At 59.8% G+C, this 16,116-nt stretch carries 17 protein-coding genes; 5 read left to right on the forward strand and 12 right to left on the reverse strand.

The annotated features are described in order from the left end of the window. The first annotated feature begins 59 nt into the window (after positions 1 to 59). The 4 genes from AC2FF8_RS09665 (at position 60) to AC2FF8_RS09680 (ending at position 3,486) form a co-directional block, all read left to right on the forward strand. On the forward strand, positions 60 to 1,049 hold the full coding sequence (locus tag AC2FF8_RS09665; protein WP_257600542.1) for an ABC transporter substrate-binding protein: 990 nt from the start codon (positions 60 to 62) through the stop codon (positions 1,047 to 1,049). Positions 1,050 to 1,207: 158 nt separating this feature from the next. Further along, positions 1,208 to 1,921, forward strand: coding sequence for an ABC transporter permease (locus tag AC2FF8_RS09670; protein ID WP_496879563.1), 714 nt, complete (start codon positions 1,208 to 1,210; stop codon positions 1,919 to 1,921). Next, positions 1,914 to 2,648, forward strand: a complete 735-nt coding sequence (locus AC2FF8_RS09675; protein WP_496879564.1) for an ATP-binding cassette domain-containing protein — start codon at positions 1,914 to 1,916, stop codon at positions 2,646 to 2,648. Before AC2FF8_RS09670 ends, AC2FF8_RS09675 begins: the two co-directional genes overlap by 8 nt. A 22-nt stretch (positions 2,649 to 2,670) precedes the next feature. After that, the gene (locus tag AC2FF8_RS09680) at positions 2,671 to 3,486 is read left to right on the forward strand and encodes an ABC transporter substrate-binding protein (protein ID WP_496879565.1); all 816 of its coding nucleotides are present in this window, start codon (positions 2,671 to 2,673) and stop codon (positions 3,484 to 3,486) included. Positions 3,487 to 3,535: 49 nt separating this feature from the next. Here the strand turns inward: AC2FF8_RS09680 and AC2FF8_RS09685 are convergent, their stop codons facing one another. The 11 genes from AC2FF8_RS09685 to AC2FF8_RS09735 all read right to left on the reverse strand — a co-directional run bounded on the left by AC2FF8_RS09685 (position 3,536) and on the right by AC2FF8_RS09735 (position 13,096). Beyond that, complete coding sequence (locus tag AC2FF8_RS09685; protein ID WP_171725235.1) at positions 3,536 to 4,408, reverse strand: substrate-binding domain-containing protein; 873 nt, start codon at positions 4,406 to 4,408, stop codon at positions 3,536 to 3,538. Continuing rightward, on the reverse strand, positions 4,409 to 4,534 hold the full coding sequence (locus tag AC2FF8_RS09690) for a hypothetical protein (RefSeq protein ID WP_256367494.1): 126 nt from the start codon (positions 4,532 to 4,534) through the stop codon (positions 4,409 to 4,411). A 13-nt stretch (positions 4,535 to 4,547) separates the two neighbouring features. Next, positions 4,548 to 5,810: a c-type cytochrome gene (locus AC2FF8_RS09695; RefSeq protein WP_257600545.1), complete on the reverse strand. Its 1,263-nt coding sequence runs from the start codon at positions 5,808 to 5,810 to the stop codon at positions 4,548 to 4,550. Then, entirely contained in the window at positions 5,811 to 7,007 is a 1,197-nt protein-coding gene (locus tag AC2FF8_RS09700; protein ID WP_170344663.1) for a formate dehydrogenase subunit gamma, read from the reverse strand. Between the two features lie 27 nt (positions 7,008 to 7,034). After that, positions 7,035 to 7,385, reverse strand: coding sequence for a putative quinol monooxygenase (locus tag AC2FF8_RS09705; RefSeq protein WP_496879566.1), 351 nt, complete (start codon positions 7,383 to 7,385; stop codon positions 7,035 to 7,037). A gap of 110 nt (positions 7,386 to 7,495) precedes the next feature. Further along, complete coding sequence (gene fdh3B / locus AC2FF8_RS09710) at positions 7,496 to 8,089, reverse strand: formate dehydrogenase FDH3 subunit beta (RefSeq protein ID WP_010439472.1); 594 nt, start codon at positions 8,087 to 8,089, stop codon at positions 7,496 to 7,498. A 12-nt stretch (positions 8,090 to 8,101) separates the two neighbouring features. Then, a complete protein-coding gene (locus tag AC2FF8_RS09715; RefSeq protein WP_496873009.1) occupies positions 8,102 to 10,996 on the reverse strand; it encodes a formate dehydrogenase subunit alpha in 2,895 nt (964 codons plus the stop codon). Between the two features lie 105 nt (positions 10,997 to 11,101). Then, positions 11,102 to 11,290 (reverse strand): ubiquinol-cytochrome c reductase iron-sulfur subunit N-terminal domain-containing protein, encoded by a 189-nt coding sequence (locus AC2FF8_RS09720; protein WP_117869254.1) that lies wholly within the window; start codon positions 11,288 to 11,290, stop codon positions 11,102 to 11,104. Between the two features lie 57 nt (positions 11,291 to 11,347). Beyond that, positions 11,348 to 11,959, reverse strand: a complete 612-nt coding sequence (locus AC2FF8_RS09725; protein ID WP_170344660.1) for a TorD/DmsD family molecular chaperone — start codon at positions 11,957 to 11,959, stop codon at positions 11,348 to 11,350. A gap of 4 nt (positions 11,960 to 11,963) precedes the next feature. Further along, positions 11,964 to 12,545: a DUF3306 domain-containing protein gene (locus AC2FF8_RS09730; RefSeq protein ID WP_496879567.1), complete on the reverse strand. Its 582-nt coding sequence runs from the start codon at positions 12,543 to 12,545 to the stop codon at positions 11,964 to 11,966. Then, on the reverse strand, positions 12,542 to 13,096 hold the full coding sequence (locus AC2FF8_RS09735) for a DUF3305 domain-containing protein (RefSeq protein ID WP_257600552.1): 555 nt from the start codon (positions 13,094 to 13,096) through the stop codon (positions 12,542 to 12,544). Before AC2FF8_RS09735 ends, AC2FF8_RS09730 begins: the two co-directional genes overlap by 4 nt. Positions 13,097 to 13,359: 263 nt before the next feature. On the opposite strand from AC2FF8_RS09735, the gene AC2FF8_RS09740 reads away from it, so the two are divergent. Further along, complete coding sequence (locus AC2FF8_RS09740) at positions 13,360 to 15,312, forward strand: 4Fe-4S binding protein (RefSeq protein WP_496879568.1); 1,953 nt, start codon at positions 13,360 to 13,362, stop codon at positions 15,310 to 15,312. Here the strand turns inward: AC2FF8_RS09740 and AC2FF8_RS09745 are convergent. Further along, positions 15,306 to 16,034: a c-type cytochrome gene (locus AC2FF8_RS09745; RefSeq protein WP_496879569.1), complete on the reverse strand. Its 729-nt coding sequence runs from the start codon at positions 16,032 to 16,034 to the stop codon at positions 15,306 to 15,308. The genes AC2FF8_RS09740 and AC2FF8_RS09745 overlap by 7 nt on opposite strands. Between the last annotated feature and the right edge of the window lie 82 nt (positions 16,035 to 16,116).

Here is a 16,116-nt window from a genome sequence, read left to right on the forward strand (position 1 = left end):
AACAAAGAAATCAACAGACCCCGAAATTGGGGCACAACAAGCAACTAGGAGAAATGAAGATGAACAAGCTACTCAGCGGGGCGGTTGCCGCCTTTGGTCTGGCAGCCAGTGCGGCGCTGGCGGCGGATGAGGTGACATTGCAACTGAAATGGGTCACGCAAGCACAATTCGCGGGCTATTACGTTGCCAAGGACAAGGGCTTTTACGAAGAAGAGGGGCTGGACGTCACCATTCTGCCCGGCGGGCCTGATATCGCTCCGACACAGGTGATTGCAGGCGGTGGCGCCGATGTCACCGTCGAATGGATGCCCGCCGCGCTTGCTGCCCGTGAAAAAGGGCTGCCGCTGGTGAATATCGCGCAACCGTTCAAAAGCTCTGGCATGATGCTGACCTGCTGGAAAGACGCCGGGATCTCGTCGCCCGAGGACCTCAAGAACCGCACGCTGGGTGTCTGGTTCTTTGGCAACGAGTTTCCCTTCATGAGCTGGATGAGCCAGTTGGGCATCAGCACCGATGGCAAAAGCGAAAACGGCGTGGAAGTTCTGAAACAGGGCTTCAACGTCGACCCGTTGCTTCAGCGTCAGGCGGATTGCATCAGCACCATGACCTACAATGAATACTGGCAGGTCATCGATGCCGGTGTCAGCCCGGATGAGCTGGTGACCTTCAAATACGAAGACCAGGGCGTGGCGACGCTGGAAGACGGTCTTTACGTTCTGGAAGAGAACCTGAGCGATGCGGCTTTCGTCGACAAGATGGAGCGGTTCGTTCGCGCGTCGATGAAGGGTTGGAAATATGCCGAGGAGAACCCGGACGAAGCGGCGGAAATCGTTCTGGAAAACGATGCAACCGGTGCTCAGACGGAAGAGCACCAAAAGCGTATGATGGGTGAGATCGCCAAGTTGACCGCAGGGTCGAACGGCGCGCTGGACCCGGCTGATTTCGAACGCACCGTCAACACATTGCTGGCAGGCGGGTCTGATCCGGTTATCACCAAAACGCCTGAAGGGGCCTGGACGCATCAGATCACTGATGCAGCATTGAACTGACGCACGCCGTCAATTCGAAAAATTACAGCGCGGTCCCAAACGGGGCCGCGTTTTTCATTTTGAATGCCGGATATGTGTCTGTACTCGATCTGAAAACAGAGTAGTATTTACCTGTAAACGAACGCATTTCATACGAAATGTGAAGTTAATGGGAAAAAATGCAGGGATTTGCATCAGAATTCAGCTCTGCAATCGCGCTGATCTTTGAGGGAGACTCAGAGCTGTGGGCGATTGTGCTGTTGTCCCTGAAAGTATCCGTGTTTGCGGTTCTGATTTCTGCCCTGATCGGCATGCCCGTCGGCGCCGCTCTGGCTGTGGCGAGGTTTCCGGGGCGGCGGATGCTGATCGTTCTGATGAATGCCTTGATGGGGTTCCCACCCGTGGTCGTGGGGCTGCTGGTCTATCTGATGCTGTCCCGCTCCGGCCCGTTGGGTGTGCTCGAGCTTTTGTATACCCCGACGGCCATGATCATTGCTCAGGTCGTGTTGGTCACTCCCATTATTGCGGCATTGACCCGGCAGGTGGTCGAAATGCTGGCCGAGGAATACTCCGAGCAGCTGCGATCACTGGGCGTGTCACGGCTGGCATCGGTCCCTGTGCTGCTGTGGGATGCACGGCTGGCATTGATCACGGCCTTGCTTGCGGGGTTCGGGCGCGCCATTGCCGAGGTGGGCGCGGTGATCATCGTGGGCGGCAACATCAACCATGTGACGCGCGTGATGACGACGACGATCGCGTTGGAAACGTCGAAGGGAAATCTGGCGCTGGCTCTGGCGCTGGGGGCAATCCTGATCGGGATCGCGGTGGCCGTGAACGCGATGGTCAGCGCGGTCAGCCTGCGGGCCGAACAGGAGGGGGTGCGTCATGCGTGACCTGCTCTGCGACATGGTGAATTGCCTGAAGGTCGAGAACCTGCAAATCCGCAGTAATGGCAAGGCGTTGTTGGAGGTCTCGTCATTGGATCTGGATGGGCCGGGACCAACCTTGATTCTTGGCCCCAACGGTGCAGGCAAAAGCCTGTTGCTGCGCTGTCTGCACGGGCTGATCACGCCGGATCGGGGGCGGGTCGTCCAGGATGGAAAACCGCTTGGCGCGGCACAGAAAGCCCGCCAGGCCATGGTATTTCAGAAACCGGTTCTGCTGCGTCGATCGGTTGCGGCAAACCTTGACTTCGTTCTCAAGCGTCAAGGCATGGGGCGAAGGGCCCGAAAGGTCCGTATCGCCGAATTGCTGACCGAAGGAGGGCTGGACGGCAAGGCCAGACAACCCGCCCGGTCATTGTCCGGAGGGGAGGCGCAGCGATTGGCGATTCTACGGGCGCTGGCGTTGGACCCCGAGACTTTGTTTCTGGACGAGCCCACCAGCGCACTGGATCCAAGCGCGACCCAGATGATTGAACGAATGATATTGCGGGCGTCGGCTCGGGCTGTGCGGATCGTGATGGTGACGCATGATATCGGTCAGGCACGCCGTTTGGCCTCGGACGTGGTCATGATGCAAGGCGGACATGTCGTGGAACACGGTACGGCAAAACAGGTTTTGGAATCTCCCCAAAGCGTTGCGTCGCGCCGCTATTTGGCAGGCGGATTGGTAACCTGAAAAAGAGAAAGAGGAGAGTGTGATGTTCCGGAAACCAATTCGGGCAGCGGTGATAGCTTTGGGCCTGTTGACCAGCGCGGTTTCAGCAGAAGAACCATTTATTGTGGTGCAGTCGACAACGTCAACGCAGAACTCGGGACTGTTGGATTACATCCTGCCGTGGTTCGAAGCCGAATCAGGTATCGATGTCCGTGTTGTGGCAGTGGGCACCGGTCAGGCCATTCGCAACGCCATCAACGGGGACGGGGATGTTCTTTTGGTTCACTCCAAACTGGCCGAGGAGAAATTCGTTGCTGACGGTTGGGGCGTGGAGCGGAAGGATTTGATGTACAATGATTTCGTTCTGGTCGGCCCCAAGTCTGACCCTGCCGGAATTCGCGGCGGCGCCGATGTGTTGGCCGCGCTGTCGAAAATCGCCGAGGCGGAAGCGCCGTTTGCTTCACGCGGTGACGACAGCGGAACGCACAAGGCCGAACTGGGCTATTGGTCCGCGGCCGGGCTGGACCCTGCCGACGCCTCTGGTACGTGGTATCGAGAAACCGGATCTGGCATGGGGGCGACCCTCAATGTGGCCGGTGGAATGGATGCCTACACGCTGACGGATCGGGCCACGTGGTTGTCTTTTGGAAACCGGGGAAACCTTGACGTTCTGGTCGAAGGGGATCCGCGCCTGTTCAATCAATACGGCGTGATCCTCGTGAATCCCGACAAGCACGCGCATGTGCGGGCGGCAGCCGGCCAACGTTTCATCGACTGGCTGACGGGGCCGGACGGGCAGGAGGCGATCGCGTCGTTCAGGCTGGACGGGCAGCAGGTGTTCTTTCCGAACGCCGACTAAGCCGGCCTGTGACGGGCGTATCCTGACAAGGTAAAAGGCGGGCGAGGGGTCATCCGCTGGCACCGTTGTGGTGTATCGTGCCCAGGCCCGACAGGTCGTAGCCACCGAATTCACGGGCCCTTTGGGCAAATTGATCCGAGCGCAGCAGAGTTATCAGTTTTTGCATTGGCGGATCAAAATATGACCTGCGCCAAACCGCCAGATCCAACCTTTCGGAATGGGTGGGGACGAAACCCAGGTTGTAAAGCCCTGCCAAAGCACCCAGCCCGAAGCCGGCCTCGGCCTTTTCGCCGTGAAGGGCGATAGCCAGTTCTTCTTCGGTGCGCGCGCAGCCGGGGGTTACGTCCAGATCGTCTCGGCTCATGCCATGGGCTTCCAGCTGGCTATCGAAGAGGTGTTGGCTGGCCGCACTGTCCTGACGCATGATCACGCGGCGCGATTTGAGATCCTTGAACGTTTTGATATCCGATATGCCCGGGGCAAGAAGCAGCCCGCGCTTGCGCCGGGCGACTTCGTACAGCACCACCGGCCCTTCGCCCAAGGCGTCCCGCAGGGATTTTTCGTTGAACCCTCCGTCTTCGTGGATGTGCAACACAGCCGCCTGTGCGCTGCGTTCGCTCAGCCGTGTCAGCCCGTCAAAGGAGCCGTCGTAATAGGTGGCAAGCCCCGATCCGCTTTCACGCAGTGCCCAATCCAGCAGGGGATCGTGGCTGCCGGCAACAATCTGTGGCAGGGGCGGTTCGGCGACCTGCGGACCGGATCGCGACGCGTTGAGCCAGGCAATGATTTCGGCCCGCGGGAACAGCAGCTTGCCCATGGCGCGTACACAGGGCACCTCGCCCGAGGCGGCAAGATCATAGGCTTTGCGCTCGCCGATGCGCAGCAGATCGGCCAGTTCGCGGGTGGTCAGGTAGTGCGACATTCAGTCGAGGCGCACGGCAGAGCCGGACGTGGCATCGGCGGCGGTGAACCCGATCCGATCCAGCACGGCAGGGGCTGCCACGGCAATGACGACCATTGCGGCGACCGCGGCAAGAAAGGCTTTCATGGTCTCCTCCAGTTCAGTTCCGGGCGCTTGTTGCGCGGCGCAGAAAAGCAATAAGATCCTGACGATCCTGAGCTTGTGTAATTCGCTGCATCGGCATCTTGGACCCTGGAATGTAATGGTCAGGCCCTTCGTCGAAAAGAGCATTTATTGTTTCGTCATTCCAAATGATATCAGAGCCTTGCAGCGTATCCGAGTACAAATATCCCGGTAACGTGCCCGCGCGTCTGCCGAAAACCCCGTGCAAGGAGGGACCTGCGCGGCGTTGGCTGTCGGGTGTCAGGCTGTGACAGATCGAGCATTTCCGCGCGAACTGACGCTCACCATTGTCCATCTCGTCGGGGTTTTGCAGAAAACTCGGCTCGGCAGAAGCCATCTGTTGCCGATCGGACAAGGTGGTGACTGGCCAACTGTACATGGCCTCGTCAATTCCGCCCGCATGGATGTTTTCACCATCGACCGAAAAGGCCAGGGCCCAGACTGGCCCCCGCAACGTTGCGCGAAAGTCCTGCGCGATGCGCCAGTCCGAGGTATCGATGACCATGATATAGCCTTCACCGTCGCCCACGGCCAGAAACCGACGATCCGGGCTGAGCGCCAAGGCAAGGATCGGGCGACGATCCAGAGTGAAATCGCGTTCTTCACCGGTGGAAAGGTCCAGTATTCGGGTCACTCCGTCAACGGCACCGTAAGCGATCCAGTTGTCCTGTTCATTCAGGACCAGTTCGTTGATGCCGAACCCGTGTTCGATGAGCCGGGTGATCTCTTGTCCACTCCTTACGTCCCAAATGCGCAGCGATCCATCCATGCCCGCTGAATAAAGCTGTGTGCCGTCTGAAGAAAACACCACGGCGTTCACACCGCTTCCGGTCGGCCCAAGAGTTGTGGGGGCAGTTCCGTTCACGGGCCAAACCCCAATCGTTCCGTCCCAACTGGCGGTTGCGACGTGGGTCTTGGACGCTGCCAAACCCACGATCTTGCCCTGATGTCGCCCAACTACGTCGCCGCCGGGCCACTTGCGCAGGGTGAAATCATCTCCGGCCGAGTAGATGGCCGTGCCATTGAAGGCAACGGCGTTCACGGCGGCTTCGTGACCTTCCAGCCATTCGGGGGTCCGATCAGCCCAGAGCCCGACGGAATTGTCGAAGCTGGCTGTTGCGATCCGCCCGTCCGGGGCTGTGGCGATTCCCATGATTGGCCCGCCGTGTCCCTTGAGCGTGAAGAATTCGGCCAAGGCGGGCAGAGGGATCAGCGCCAGGGCCAGAACCAGCCCCCGCATCTATTCAGCGGGCGAGGTGGCGGTCTTGCCAGCCTCTTTTTCCTGAACTTCCTCCAGCCACAAAGAGTGGTGTTCACGGGCCCATTGTTCTTCGACCTCGCCGGTGCCCATGGCGTCAAAGGCGCCCTCCATTCCGACCGAGCCGAGATAGATATGCGCCACGATGATCGCAATGAACACATAGGCCACCATCACGTGCCAGACTTGGGCATATTGCATTTCTTCCTGCGGCGACATCTGCACCGGCAGGTTCAGGCCCATCATTTGCGGAATACCGGTCGAATTGGCGATCTGGAAGGTTTTGGCAAACAAGGGCATCTCGAACGGGAACAGCAGCGACAGACCCGACAGGCTGATCGAGACGCCCAGCAGGATGCAGGCCCAGAATATGATTTTTTGTCCGGCGTTGAACTTCTTTGCCGGTGGGTGGCTGTTTTTGGTGAACAACCCGCCACCTGCGGCCAGCCATTTCAGATCGACGCGGTTGGGGATGTTGTGGGCAATCCAGTTTACCGTGACGATGATCAGGCCCAGCATAAAGGCCCAGGCCAGATTGTTGTGCAACCACTTGCAGCCCTGCGCGATGGTTGCAAACCCCTCTTTCCCGAAAACCGGGATCAGGTAGTCGCGGCCATAAAGCGTCAGCAGGCCCGTGACGCCAAGGATCAGGAATGACCCGGCAAACAGCCAGTGGCCGAAGCGCTCGAACCCGTTGAAACGCGTGACCGTGCGTCCGGTTTTCTCGCCGTCGATGCGAATCTTGCCGCGGATCAGGAAAAACAACAGGATAATGCCCAGCATCCCGGCAATGACATAGGTGCCGTATTCGCGCAGCGGTCCGGTGCGGAAGGTCAGCCACCACATGCCGCCATCCTGAATCAGCACGCTGTCTGCCGGACCATGAGAAGACACCGTCACATCAGCCGAGCCATAGCGCAAAGCGCGATACACGTCACTGTCCGAGGCCACACCGCGCGTGCCAAGCTGACCCAGCAACCCCTCGGCATTGCCCTGACCTGTGTTCTCGGAACGATAGCTGTTGTCGACGGTTTCACCTCGCTGCCGGGCGAGAATGTCTTCCAGGGTTGTTGCTCCGCCGGTCGAGGTGCGCTCATCTGCCGTGGGTTCAGAGGTCTCTTGCGCCCATGCGGCTCCGGTCAGAAAAATCGAAACCAGCAGATACTGGATCAGACGCATAGGGGTATCCTCCTGTGCAATTTCATATCAGCGGTCAAACCCGCCAATTTGCTGGTGAAAGACGGCGCCGACCGGTGCGAGCGCTTCGCGAAGATCATCCTTGGCCGGACCATACACGTCCAACCCCACTGGCGTCAGAAGGGCCAGAAACCGTTCAGCAAAATTGGCACCGAAGTTTTGCATATGTATCATGGCATCTTCGGAACTGGCGTAGCGTTCGAAGATATGGACGGCCGAACCGGTCATGTGCCATTCATAGCTTCTGGCGCCGGTCTCGTGCTGCGTGGCCGCGACCATTTCGGCCATAAGCGCTTCGAACTCATCCTTTTTGTCCAGATCGAGGTCAAGTTTCAGCAGCCAGTAAACATCATTGGTCATGCGTGCCTCTCAAATATGTTTGGTGTGACGTTTCAGGAAACGGATCCCCGATCACATCACCTGAAAGGCCCCCCGCAAAGGGCGGGAGGCTGTTTTTTCAAGGCCGGACTTCAGCCGTCTTTCTGGTCGTAGGCCGTGCCCCAACCCCAGGCGCCCGAACCGAAACCGCGCGCCACGACGCGTTCGCGGTAAACTGCGGAAACCACGTCGCCGTCACCGGCGAGCAGGGCCTTGGTGGAACACATCTCGGCGCAGATGGGCAGCTTGCCCTCGGCGATCCGGTTGCGACCGTATTTGGCGAACTCTGCGGTCGAGTGCGTTTCCTCGGGGCCGCCGGCGCAGAAGGTACATTTGTCCATCTTGCCACGCGATCCGAAGTTGCCAGCCTGCGGGTATTGCGGCGCACCGAACGGGCACGCGTAGAAGCAATAGCCGCAGCCAATGCACAGGTCCTTGGAGTGCAGCACGACCCCTTCTTCGTTCTGATAGAAGCAGTCGACCGGGCACACCGCCATGCAGGGCGCGTCTGAGCAATGCATGCAGGCCACCGAGATCGAGCGTTCGCCCGGGTTGCCGTCATTGATCGTCACCACCCGGCGGCGATTGATGCCCCACGGCACCTCGTGTTCGTTCTTGCACGCGGTTACGCAGGCGTTGCACTCGATGCAGCGTTCAGCGTCGCAGAGAAACTTTGCTCTAGCCATTTGTCGTCCTCCTTACGCTGCCCAGATCTTGCAGAGAGTCGCCTTGGTCTCCTGCATCTGGGTCACTGAATCATAGCCATAGGTCTGGGCGGTGTTGGTGCTTTCACCCAGCACATAGGGGTCTGCACCAGCGGGGTATTTCTCCCTCAGGTCCTCGCCCTGGAAATGGCCGCCGAAGTGGAACGGCATGAAGGCCACGCCGGCACCGACCCTGTTGGTCAGCATTGCCATCACCTTGACCTTTCCGCCCTCGGGACCTTCGACCCAGACCTGTGATCCGTCCCGAATGCCAAGGTTGTTGGCGTCGCGCGGATTGATCTCGACGAACATGTCCTGCTGAAGCTCGGCCAGCCACGGGTTCGACCGGGTTTCATCACCGCCGCCTTCATACTCGACCAGACGACCTGACGTCAGGATTATCGGGTAATCCTTTGAAAAGTCGTTCTTTTGAATCGATGCGTAAAGGGTGGGCAAGCGATAGGCCTGACGGTCCTCGTAGGTCGGATAGTCGGCCACCAGATCGCGCCGGTTCGTATAGAGCGGTTCGCGATGCAGCGGGATCGGATCCGGGAAGGTCCAGACAACCGCGCGGGCCTTGGCGTTCCCGAAGGGCGCACAGCCATGTGCGATCGCGACCCGCTGGATACCGCCGGACAGGTCGGTTTTCCAGTTGGTCTTTGGCCCCGCCACGGCGTCGATGGCCGCGCGTTCCTCGGCCGTCAGATCACCGTCCCAGCCAAGATCCATCAGCATCTGCATCGTAAACTCAGGGTATCCATCCTGAATTTCCGATCCAACGCTATAGACCCCTTCGGCCAGCAGGTTGTCGCCGTCGCGCTCCACACCGAAACGGGCACGGAAGGTCAGGCCGCCTTCGGCCACCGGTTTGGACATGTCATAGAGGTTCGGTGTCCCCGTATGGCCCATTTCCGGTGTGCCCCAGCACGGCCACGGCAGACCGTAGTATTCGCCGTCGTTTGGTCCACCAATGGCTTGCAACGTGGTTCTGTCGAACGTGTGCTGGTTGGCCATATGGCTTTTCAGACGTTCCGGCGACTGACCGGTATAGCCGATGGTCCAGAGGCCCGCGTTGAACTCGCGCGTGATGCTTTCAACATTCGGGGTTTCGGGGTCTTCCATCTCGATATTGCGGAAGAACCGATCCGCCCAGCCGAACTTGTTGGCGAACTTGGCCATGATGACCTCGTCCGGCAGACTTTCGAACAGCGGGTCAACCACTTTGTCACGCCATTGCAGCGAACGGTTCGAAGCCGTGACCGAGCCACGCGTTTCGAACTGCGTACAGGCCGGCAGCAGGTAAACGCCATCGGTGCGGTCATGCAGAACGGCAGAAACGGTGGGATACGGGTCGATCACGACCAGCATGTCCAGCTTCTCCATCGCCGTCTTCATTTCCGTCATCCGGGTCTGCGAGTTGGGCGCGTGGCCCCACAGAACCATGGCGCGGACATTGTTGTCCTGATCCATGTTCGCCGGGTCTTCCAGAACACCGTCGATCCAGCGGGAAACCGGGATGCCGCGCTCGTTCTGCAACGGCTTGTCCTTGCCGTCCTTGTCCTTGATCGTGGCGAATTGACCGGCCAGCCACTCCGGGTCTTCTCCCCAGACGCGGGCCCAGTGACCCCATGCGCCTGCGGACAGGCCATAATAGCCGGGCAGGGTGTGGGACAGAACACCAAGGTCGGTTGCGCCCTGAACGTTGTCATGGCCGCGGAAGATGTTGGTGCCTCCGCCCGAGGTTCCCATGTTGCCCAAAGCAAGCTGAAGTACGCAATAGGCGCGGGTGTTGTTGTTGCCGTTGGTGTGCTGGGTGCCGCCCATGCACCAGACAACCGTACCTGGACGGTTGTTGGCCATCGTGCGGGCAACACGCTTCAACTGCGACCCCGGAGTACCGGTGACGCGTTCCACCTCGTCCGGATTCCACTTGGCAACTTCTTCGCGGATCTGATCCATGCCCCAGACGCGGGTGCGGATGAACTCTTTGTCCTCCCAGCCGTTGTCAAAGATGTGCCACAGGATACCCCAGATCAGTGCCACATCTGTACCAGGGCGGAAGCGGACATATTCATCCGCATGAGCCGCAGTGCGTGTAAAGCGCGGGTCGCAGACGATCAGCGGCGCGTTGTTCTGCTCTTTTGCGCGCAGAATATGCAGCAGCGAGACGGGATGCGCCTCGGCCGGGTTGCCGCCGATGATGAAGATCGCCTTGCTGTTGTGCATGTCGTTGTAGCTGTTGGTCATGGCGCCGTAGCCCCATGTATTCGCAACACCCGCAACGGTGGTCGAGTGGCAGATACGGGCCTGATGGTCCACGTTGTTCGTGCCCCAATAGGCCGCGAACTTGCGGAACAGATAGGCCTGTTCGTTGTTGTGCTTGGCGGAACCCAACCAGTATACGCTGTCTGGCCCAGATTCTTCGCGGATGCTCATCATGCCGTCGCCGATCTCGTTGATCGCCTCTTCCCAGCTGATGCGCTTCCACTCTCCGCCTTCCTTTTTCATCGGATATTTCAGGCGGCGTTCGCCATGGGCGTGCTCGCGAACCGATGCCCCTTTGGCGCAGTGTGCACCCAGGTTGAACGGGCTGTCCCAACCGGGTTCCTGCCCGATCCAGACCCCATTCTGAACTTCGGCAACGACCGTACAGCCGACCGAGCAATGCGTGCAGACGGATTTGATATTTTCAACGGCTTGGTTTGCCGCTGTCTGGGCACTGGCTGGTGTCACGGTTCCACCCGTGGCGCTGATCGCGGCGAGGCCGCCGATCGTCAGGCCCGAGCCACGCAGAAATGCGCGGCGATCGACGGTTTTCTCGCCGACCTGGGACAGGATACTTGTCCGCTGGGGGCGTCTCGCAACCCCGTTGGTCTTTTTCCTAAGCATTTGTTTCCTCCCTTGCGCGCCGTGTATGCCACGGCTGGCTTGGTACTGCTGAAGCCGACGTCGGGGCCAATCGCAACCGTCAGTCGGGTGTGAAAACGTCCGATCCTAAAACCGGGTGCTCTCGATGTAGGCGCGCGTATGCGCGGTATCCTGAATGCGGGTATCGTCTGTCGGCAGTTCGGCCGCTTCGGCTTTCCCGGTCAGGCTGGCGGCGGCAACGGCAGCTGGTGCTGCGGTTCCGGCCAGTTTGAGGAAGTCGCGGCGTGTGGCGCCTTCTTCCTTGGTCTTGCTCATGGGCTCCTCCTGTCCCAATTGCGGTTTGGTGCCCACAGGGCACCGGCGATGTGCGGGCTACCCCGCCGTCATCCGGAACGCTTCGCGCTCGATCTCCATGAACACCCGACCGGCGGTGCCGACGGATGCATAGAGAACCGAGTTCTCGGCAGCTTCCAAATCCGAATAGAAATGTGCGGCCCAGGGGCCGATATGCTTGTTCCAGAACGCTTTCTGGTCACCAAGGGATGCCGGGCTGCCAAAACGCCCAACGATCATGCCTGCCATCATCTCCATCAATGAGGCGATGTTGTCCTCGGGCTCAAACACGTTCTGGGCGCGTGTGATCCCACGCACCGCCATGTCATTGCGCAGCTGCGCCAGTGGTTTCTCGTTCAGAAAACCCGTGAGGTAGAAGCTGGCATAGGGCAGCAATTCGCCCCGACCCAAACCGATGAACAATGCATTGAATTCCCGTTCCGCGGCGGCGGGCTTGGTGACCTTTGCAACCCGCGCCATGGCTTGGATGGCCTGACCAAGATCAGTGTCATCACCGCTGAGGCCCGCCATTTGATCCAGCAGCATCTGGTCGGGCGGGCCGGCGAGCAGCAAGCCCAGAAAGTTGTAGAAATCCGCGCGCAGGCGATCCTCGGCTGAAACGTCCAGAGCGTGCGCGTCACTTGCGGTCATTCGGTCATCCTTCAAATTCAAATGTCATTCGACGTGGCACCGGGGGAAGGTCGACTTCTTCCGGCTCTTCCACCCGAGCGACTGAAACCGGCTCGGGAACGGGATCGGGTTCGACCGGCGCGGCCTCGGGTTCAGCGCGCGTACCGGCTTCGTCTTCGGGTGCATCATCTTTGGCCTCTTCCGCGTCGGCCGCCAGTGCTTCGATATGTGCCAACATACCTTTGCCAACCTGATAGGCGGTCTGCATGTTTTCGATCACGCAGGCCGCATCGGTATAGTCCTCGCCGTAATCAACCAGCCCGTCGACATTGGCCAGAACCGGGTTCAGCCGCCACAGCCGACGCAGGGCGCGGCGACGCAGGCGATCGGGCACGGCCTTGGCCATGAAGCCCGAAAAATCGTCACCGGGTTGCAACATGTCCGGATCGGGCAGGTCGAACTCAGCCAGAATGTCCGCGTCTGTCTTTTCTTCCAGCTCCGCTTGCCGTTCTGCGATTACCTGTTCTTCAAGGGCCAGCGCTTCGGCTTTGGCTTCGGCCTGAACGGCGGCCTTTCGGCGAGACCAGAAATCATCGGGCCGGGTCATTGCAGCGCCTTTCTCGGGGCGCGGTACACGTCCGACGTCTGCCGGATGCGCGCGTCACCCTTGCCGTCTTCAACCAGATCTGTCCGCTTCTTGTCGCGGCGGCGCTTGACGAACACTTCGTGCTGATGATGTTTCAGAGCGAAATCGCGAACCCAGGCAATCAACCCTTCGGTCATCGGGATCTTCTCGACAATTTCTTCGCCGGTATCCGCATAGTCCTGCCCCTCGAACGGAGAGGCGGTGATCAGCACTGCGTTCAGGGGTGTTTCGCCCTTCAGTTCGTCCCGCAGCACAAGGTACAGCGAAGGCTGCCCATCCGACAGGTTGACCATGTAGGCTTCGGTTTCATCCGCCCAGAGCGTCAGGGGCAGGGTGGCCGCGTGATACTCGACCGCATCGCCTTCGCGGCGCAACTCCTGCCAGTCGGCCGGCCCCGCGCCGGGTAAAAGGGCCACGGCACGCCAGTTCCACCGGGCCCAACGTGTGACCCCGGGTGTCTTGCGCACGATGACGCCAACCGGCATTTCACTTTGGCTTGCGGCCTTGGCCACTGGCTCCTCCCCGAAAGGCTCTCACGTGCCTTTCCACGTCCACTATGGTACACAAACTGGCTTTGTGCCAAGCCTATGCTCTACGACTTTGGTCGTAGTCCAAGGCAGCAACTGCGTGAGCAGGCCCCGTGAATGCTTGTGTTTCCTGGCATTTATTGCCGAAATTCAACCCTGTGCAGGAAATGCGGCAAGGGGTTGAAGTTGCTTTCCCGGGGGTACAGCCTAGTGTGCATGGAACCGGGACGGTTTCCCGAGGAGCGGATATGGCCACGAAACTTCTGCTATGTGATTGCGCCGGTACTCAGGTGCTGGACCCGGACGTGATTGAGAGCGCTTGCAGTATCAGGTGTTCCAGAGTGCATACCGCGCTTTGTACATCCGAACTGGAAACAGCCGCCAAGCTGATGCAGGAAGGCGAAACAGTCATTGCCTGCCTGCAAGAGCAGGAAGTTTTTCGGTCACTGGCCGAAGATCTGAATATCGACGCGCCCGGGTTTGTCGATCTGCGCGATCGGGCCGGGTGGTCCGACCAAGGTGCGGATGCGACCCCCAAGATGGCCGCATTGGCGGCCGAGGCCGTTCTGGCGCAACCGGTAACACCCAGTGTGGATGTCTTCAGTGAAGGCACTTGTTTCATCATCGGGCCCGGTGCGGTGGCCTTTGATCTGGCTGAGCGTCTGGCGGATTCGTTGGCAGTGACCGTTATGACGACTGATCTGTCGGAACCTCTGTCGCGGGACTATGACGTGGTGCGGGGGCGGTTGCGTTCGGTTTCCGGTGCGCTCGGTGGGTTTTCGCTGCGTCTGGACGCGCTTCAGCAGGTCGTGCCCGGTGGGCGCGGCGCGTTTGCATGGACCGATCCAAAGGACGGCGCGCATTCCGCGTGCGACATTGTCATTGACCTGGCAGGAGAAACGCCTTTCGTACAGGCCCCGGCCAAGCGCGAAGGCTATCTGCGGGCTGATCCCAGGGATGCGGTTGCGGTGGAAAGGCTGGCTTTTGAAGCCGCGCAATTGGTGGGAACATTCGAAAAGCCACTTTATGTGCGGGTGGAAGAAACCCTGTGTGCCCATTCCCGGGCCGGGCAGGTGGGCTGTTCCAACTGTCTGGATATCTGCCCAACCGGAGCGATTTCCCCGGCGGGCGAGTATGTTGCCGTCGATCCGATGGTATGTGCAGGCTGTGGTGCATGCGCCGCGCTGTGCCCTTCGACGGCCATAACCTATGAAGACCCACCTGTTTCGGCGCTGTTGTCGCGGATGCATATTCTGGTTCGCACCTATCGACGGGCCGGCGGCACCGCGCCTCGGCTGCTTGTCCATGACGCCCACGGGGCCGAGATGATTAGGTTGGCCGCGCGTTTCGGGCGTGGATTGCCTTCGGACGTCATCCCTTTGGAACTGAACGTGATATCCGGCTTTGGCCATGCCGAGATGCTGGCGGCTCTGGCGCATGGGTTTGCACGGGTGGATGTTCTTTTGGCACCGTCGACCGAACGCGAAGCGCTGAACCGGGAACTTGAATTGGCACATGCCATTGCAGGCCCAGAGGGCACCGGCCTGATTGATGAGGCTGACCCCGATGCGATGTCCGATCTGCTGTACGGGCAAGCGGTGCCCCGGCCTTTGTCCGATCCGGTTCTGCCTATGGGCAATCGCCGGCAAATTGCACGGCTGGCAGCGCAGGCGCTGAACCCGCAGGCCGACGCGCCTTTGCCATTGCCCGAGAATGCGCCTTACGGGGCGGTTGCAGTGAATACCGACAGCTGCACCCTGTGCCTCAGCTGCGTGTCGCTATGCCCATCCGGTGCCTTGATCGACAACCCGGACAAGCCGCAACTGAACTTCCAGCAAGATGCCTGTCTGCAATGCGGGATGTGCAAGACCATTTGCCCCGAGGATGCGATCACGCTTGTTCCACAACTTGATCTCAGCGACGCGGCCCTGTCACAGCAGGTTCTGAACGAAGAAGAACCTTTTGCCTGTGTGGAATGCGGGGCGCTGTTCGGCGTGAAATCCACGGTCGAGCGGATCATGGAGAAGCTGTCGGGCACGCACCCGATGTTCGCGACTTCGGATCAGGCGCGGATGATCCAGATGTGTGACGATTGCCGGGTGAACGTGCAGTTCCAACAGCAAGACAATCCGTTCCAGTCAAAACCCAGGCCTCGGGTCGTCACGACCGAGGATTACTATTCGGACAGAAAGGATCACTGAAGCTTAAGGGGGGCACCCAGATCTGCGGCGTCGATGCGCGATACGAACGCCAGGATCGCGTCAAGATCATCCAATGTCATCTCAACCGGGTGAATTGGGGAAGGGCGTTCGGGATCAAAAGGGGGCGTCAGCCCGTCGATCTGCGTGAATGCAGGGTGGGGGTTCAGGGCGAAAAACGCCTCGAACCGCCGCGACCAGTCAGGCATTGCGCGCAGAACGGCGAAAGAGGGCGTCGACCCCAGGCCATTCATACGGTTCCTTGGCCCGATGACATGACAGCGCCCGCAATGGGTCATCGACAATTCTTCGCCGAGTTGGGTGTCGCCTTCGACGATGTCACCGGATTCAACCACGGCAATATCAAAATTGGCAGAGTAGGGTTCTCCGTCTGCCGGAGCAAAGCTTTCCACCGTGCGCTTGCCGATGTCCGACTTCAGCCATTCCAGAAAACGGGCCTGGCGGTCACTGTCTTCGATACGCAGGTGATAGATCACCTCGCCGCGGGCAAAGACCGGATCACCGGGCGGCGCGGTTTCCAGCACCATAACCCCGGCGTCGTCTGCAATAACACGGATCCCGGTCTTGAGAGAGAAGCGAGGAAGGATATGTTGCAACAGGCCAGAGTCTTTAACCTCGGCCGGGGCCGCAAGGCCAATCGCCTCTTGTGACCAAGAGGGGGTGGCAGAGAGCGTCAGGCTCAGGCACAAGAGGACAAAGCGCATGGCTCAACGTAACTTCGCGGGGCGGGATGCGTCAAATGAACAGACAAAGACGGAGACACGTGCAATGAGCGGCGAGTCGATA

This window comes from Ruegeria sp. YTSA144, from assembly GCF_059610125.1.

Excerpts from the sequence above, each read along its gene's own strand:
- AC2FF8_RS09670 (WP_496879563.1), top strand. The coding sequence starts at position 1,208 with ATGCAGGGATTTGCATCAGAATTCAGCTCTGCAATCGCGCTGATCTTT.
- AC2FF8_RS09720 (WP_117869254.1), bottom strand. The coding sequence starts at position 11,290 with ATGAGCAAGACCAAGGAAGAAGGCGCCACACGCCGCGACTTCCTCAAA.
- fdh3B (WP_010439472.1), bottom strand. The coding sequence starts at position 8,089 with ATGGCTAGAGCAAAGTTTCTCTGCGACGCTGAACGCTGCATCGAGTGC.
- AC2FF8_RS09700 (WP_170344663.1), bottom strand. The coding sequence starts at position 7,007 with ATGCGTCTGATCCAGTATCTGCTGGTTTCGATTTTTCTGACCGGAGCC.
- AC2FF8_RS09740 (WP_496879568.1), top strand. The coding sequence starts at position 13,360 with ATGGCCACGAAACTTCTGCTATGTGATTGCGCCGGTACTCAGGTGCTG.
- AC2FF8_RS09680 (WP_496879565.1), top strand. The coding sequence starts at position 2,671 with ATGTTCCGGAAACCAATTCGGGCAGCGGTGATAGCTTTGGGCCTGTTG.
- AC2FF8_RS09695 (WP_257600545.1), bottom strand. The coding sequence starts at position 5,810 with ATGCGGGGGCTGGTTCTGGCCCTGGCGCTGATCCCTCTGCCCGCCTTG.
- AC2FF8_RS09665 (WP_257600542.1), top strand. The coding sequence starts at position 60 with ATGAACAAGCTACTCAGCGGGGCGGTTGCCGCCTTTGGTCTGGCAGCC.
- AC2FF8_RS09745 (WP_496879569.1), bottom strand. The coding sequence starts at position 16,034 with ATGCGCTTTGTCCTCTTGTGCCTGAGCCTGACGCTCTCTGCCACCCCC.
- AC2FF8_RS09725 (WP_170344660.1), bottom strand. The coding sequence starts at position 11,959 with ATGACCGCAAGTGACGCGCACGCTCTGGACGTTTCAGCCGAGGATCGC.
- AC2FF8_RS09690 (WP_256367494.1), bottom strand. The coding sequence starts at position 4,534 with ATGAAAGCCTTTCTTGCCGCGGTCGCCGCAATGGTCGTCATTGCCGTG.
- AC2FF8_RS09675 (WP_496879564.1), top strand. The coding sequence starts at position 1,914 with ATGCGTGACCTGCTCTGCGACATGGTGAATTGCCTGAAGGTCGAGAAC.
- AC2FF8_RS09705 (WP_496879566.1), bottom strand. The coding sequence starts at position 7,385 with ATGACCAATGATGTTTACTGGCTGCTGAAACTTGACCTCGATCTGGAC.
- AC2FF8_RS09685 (WP_171725235.1), bottom strand. The coding sequence starts at position 4,408 with ATGTCGCACTACCTGACCACCCGCGAACTGGCCGATCTGCTGCGCATC.
- AC2FF8_RS09730 (WP_496879567.1), bottom strand. The coding sequence starts at position 12,545 with ATGACCCGGCCCGATGATTTCTGGTCTCGCCGAAAGGCCGCCGTTCAG.
- AC2FF8_RS09715 (WP_496873009.1), bottom strand. The coding sequence starts at position 10,996 with ATGCTTAGGAAAAAGACCAACGGGGTTGCGAGACGCCCCCAGCGGACA.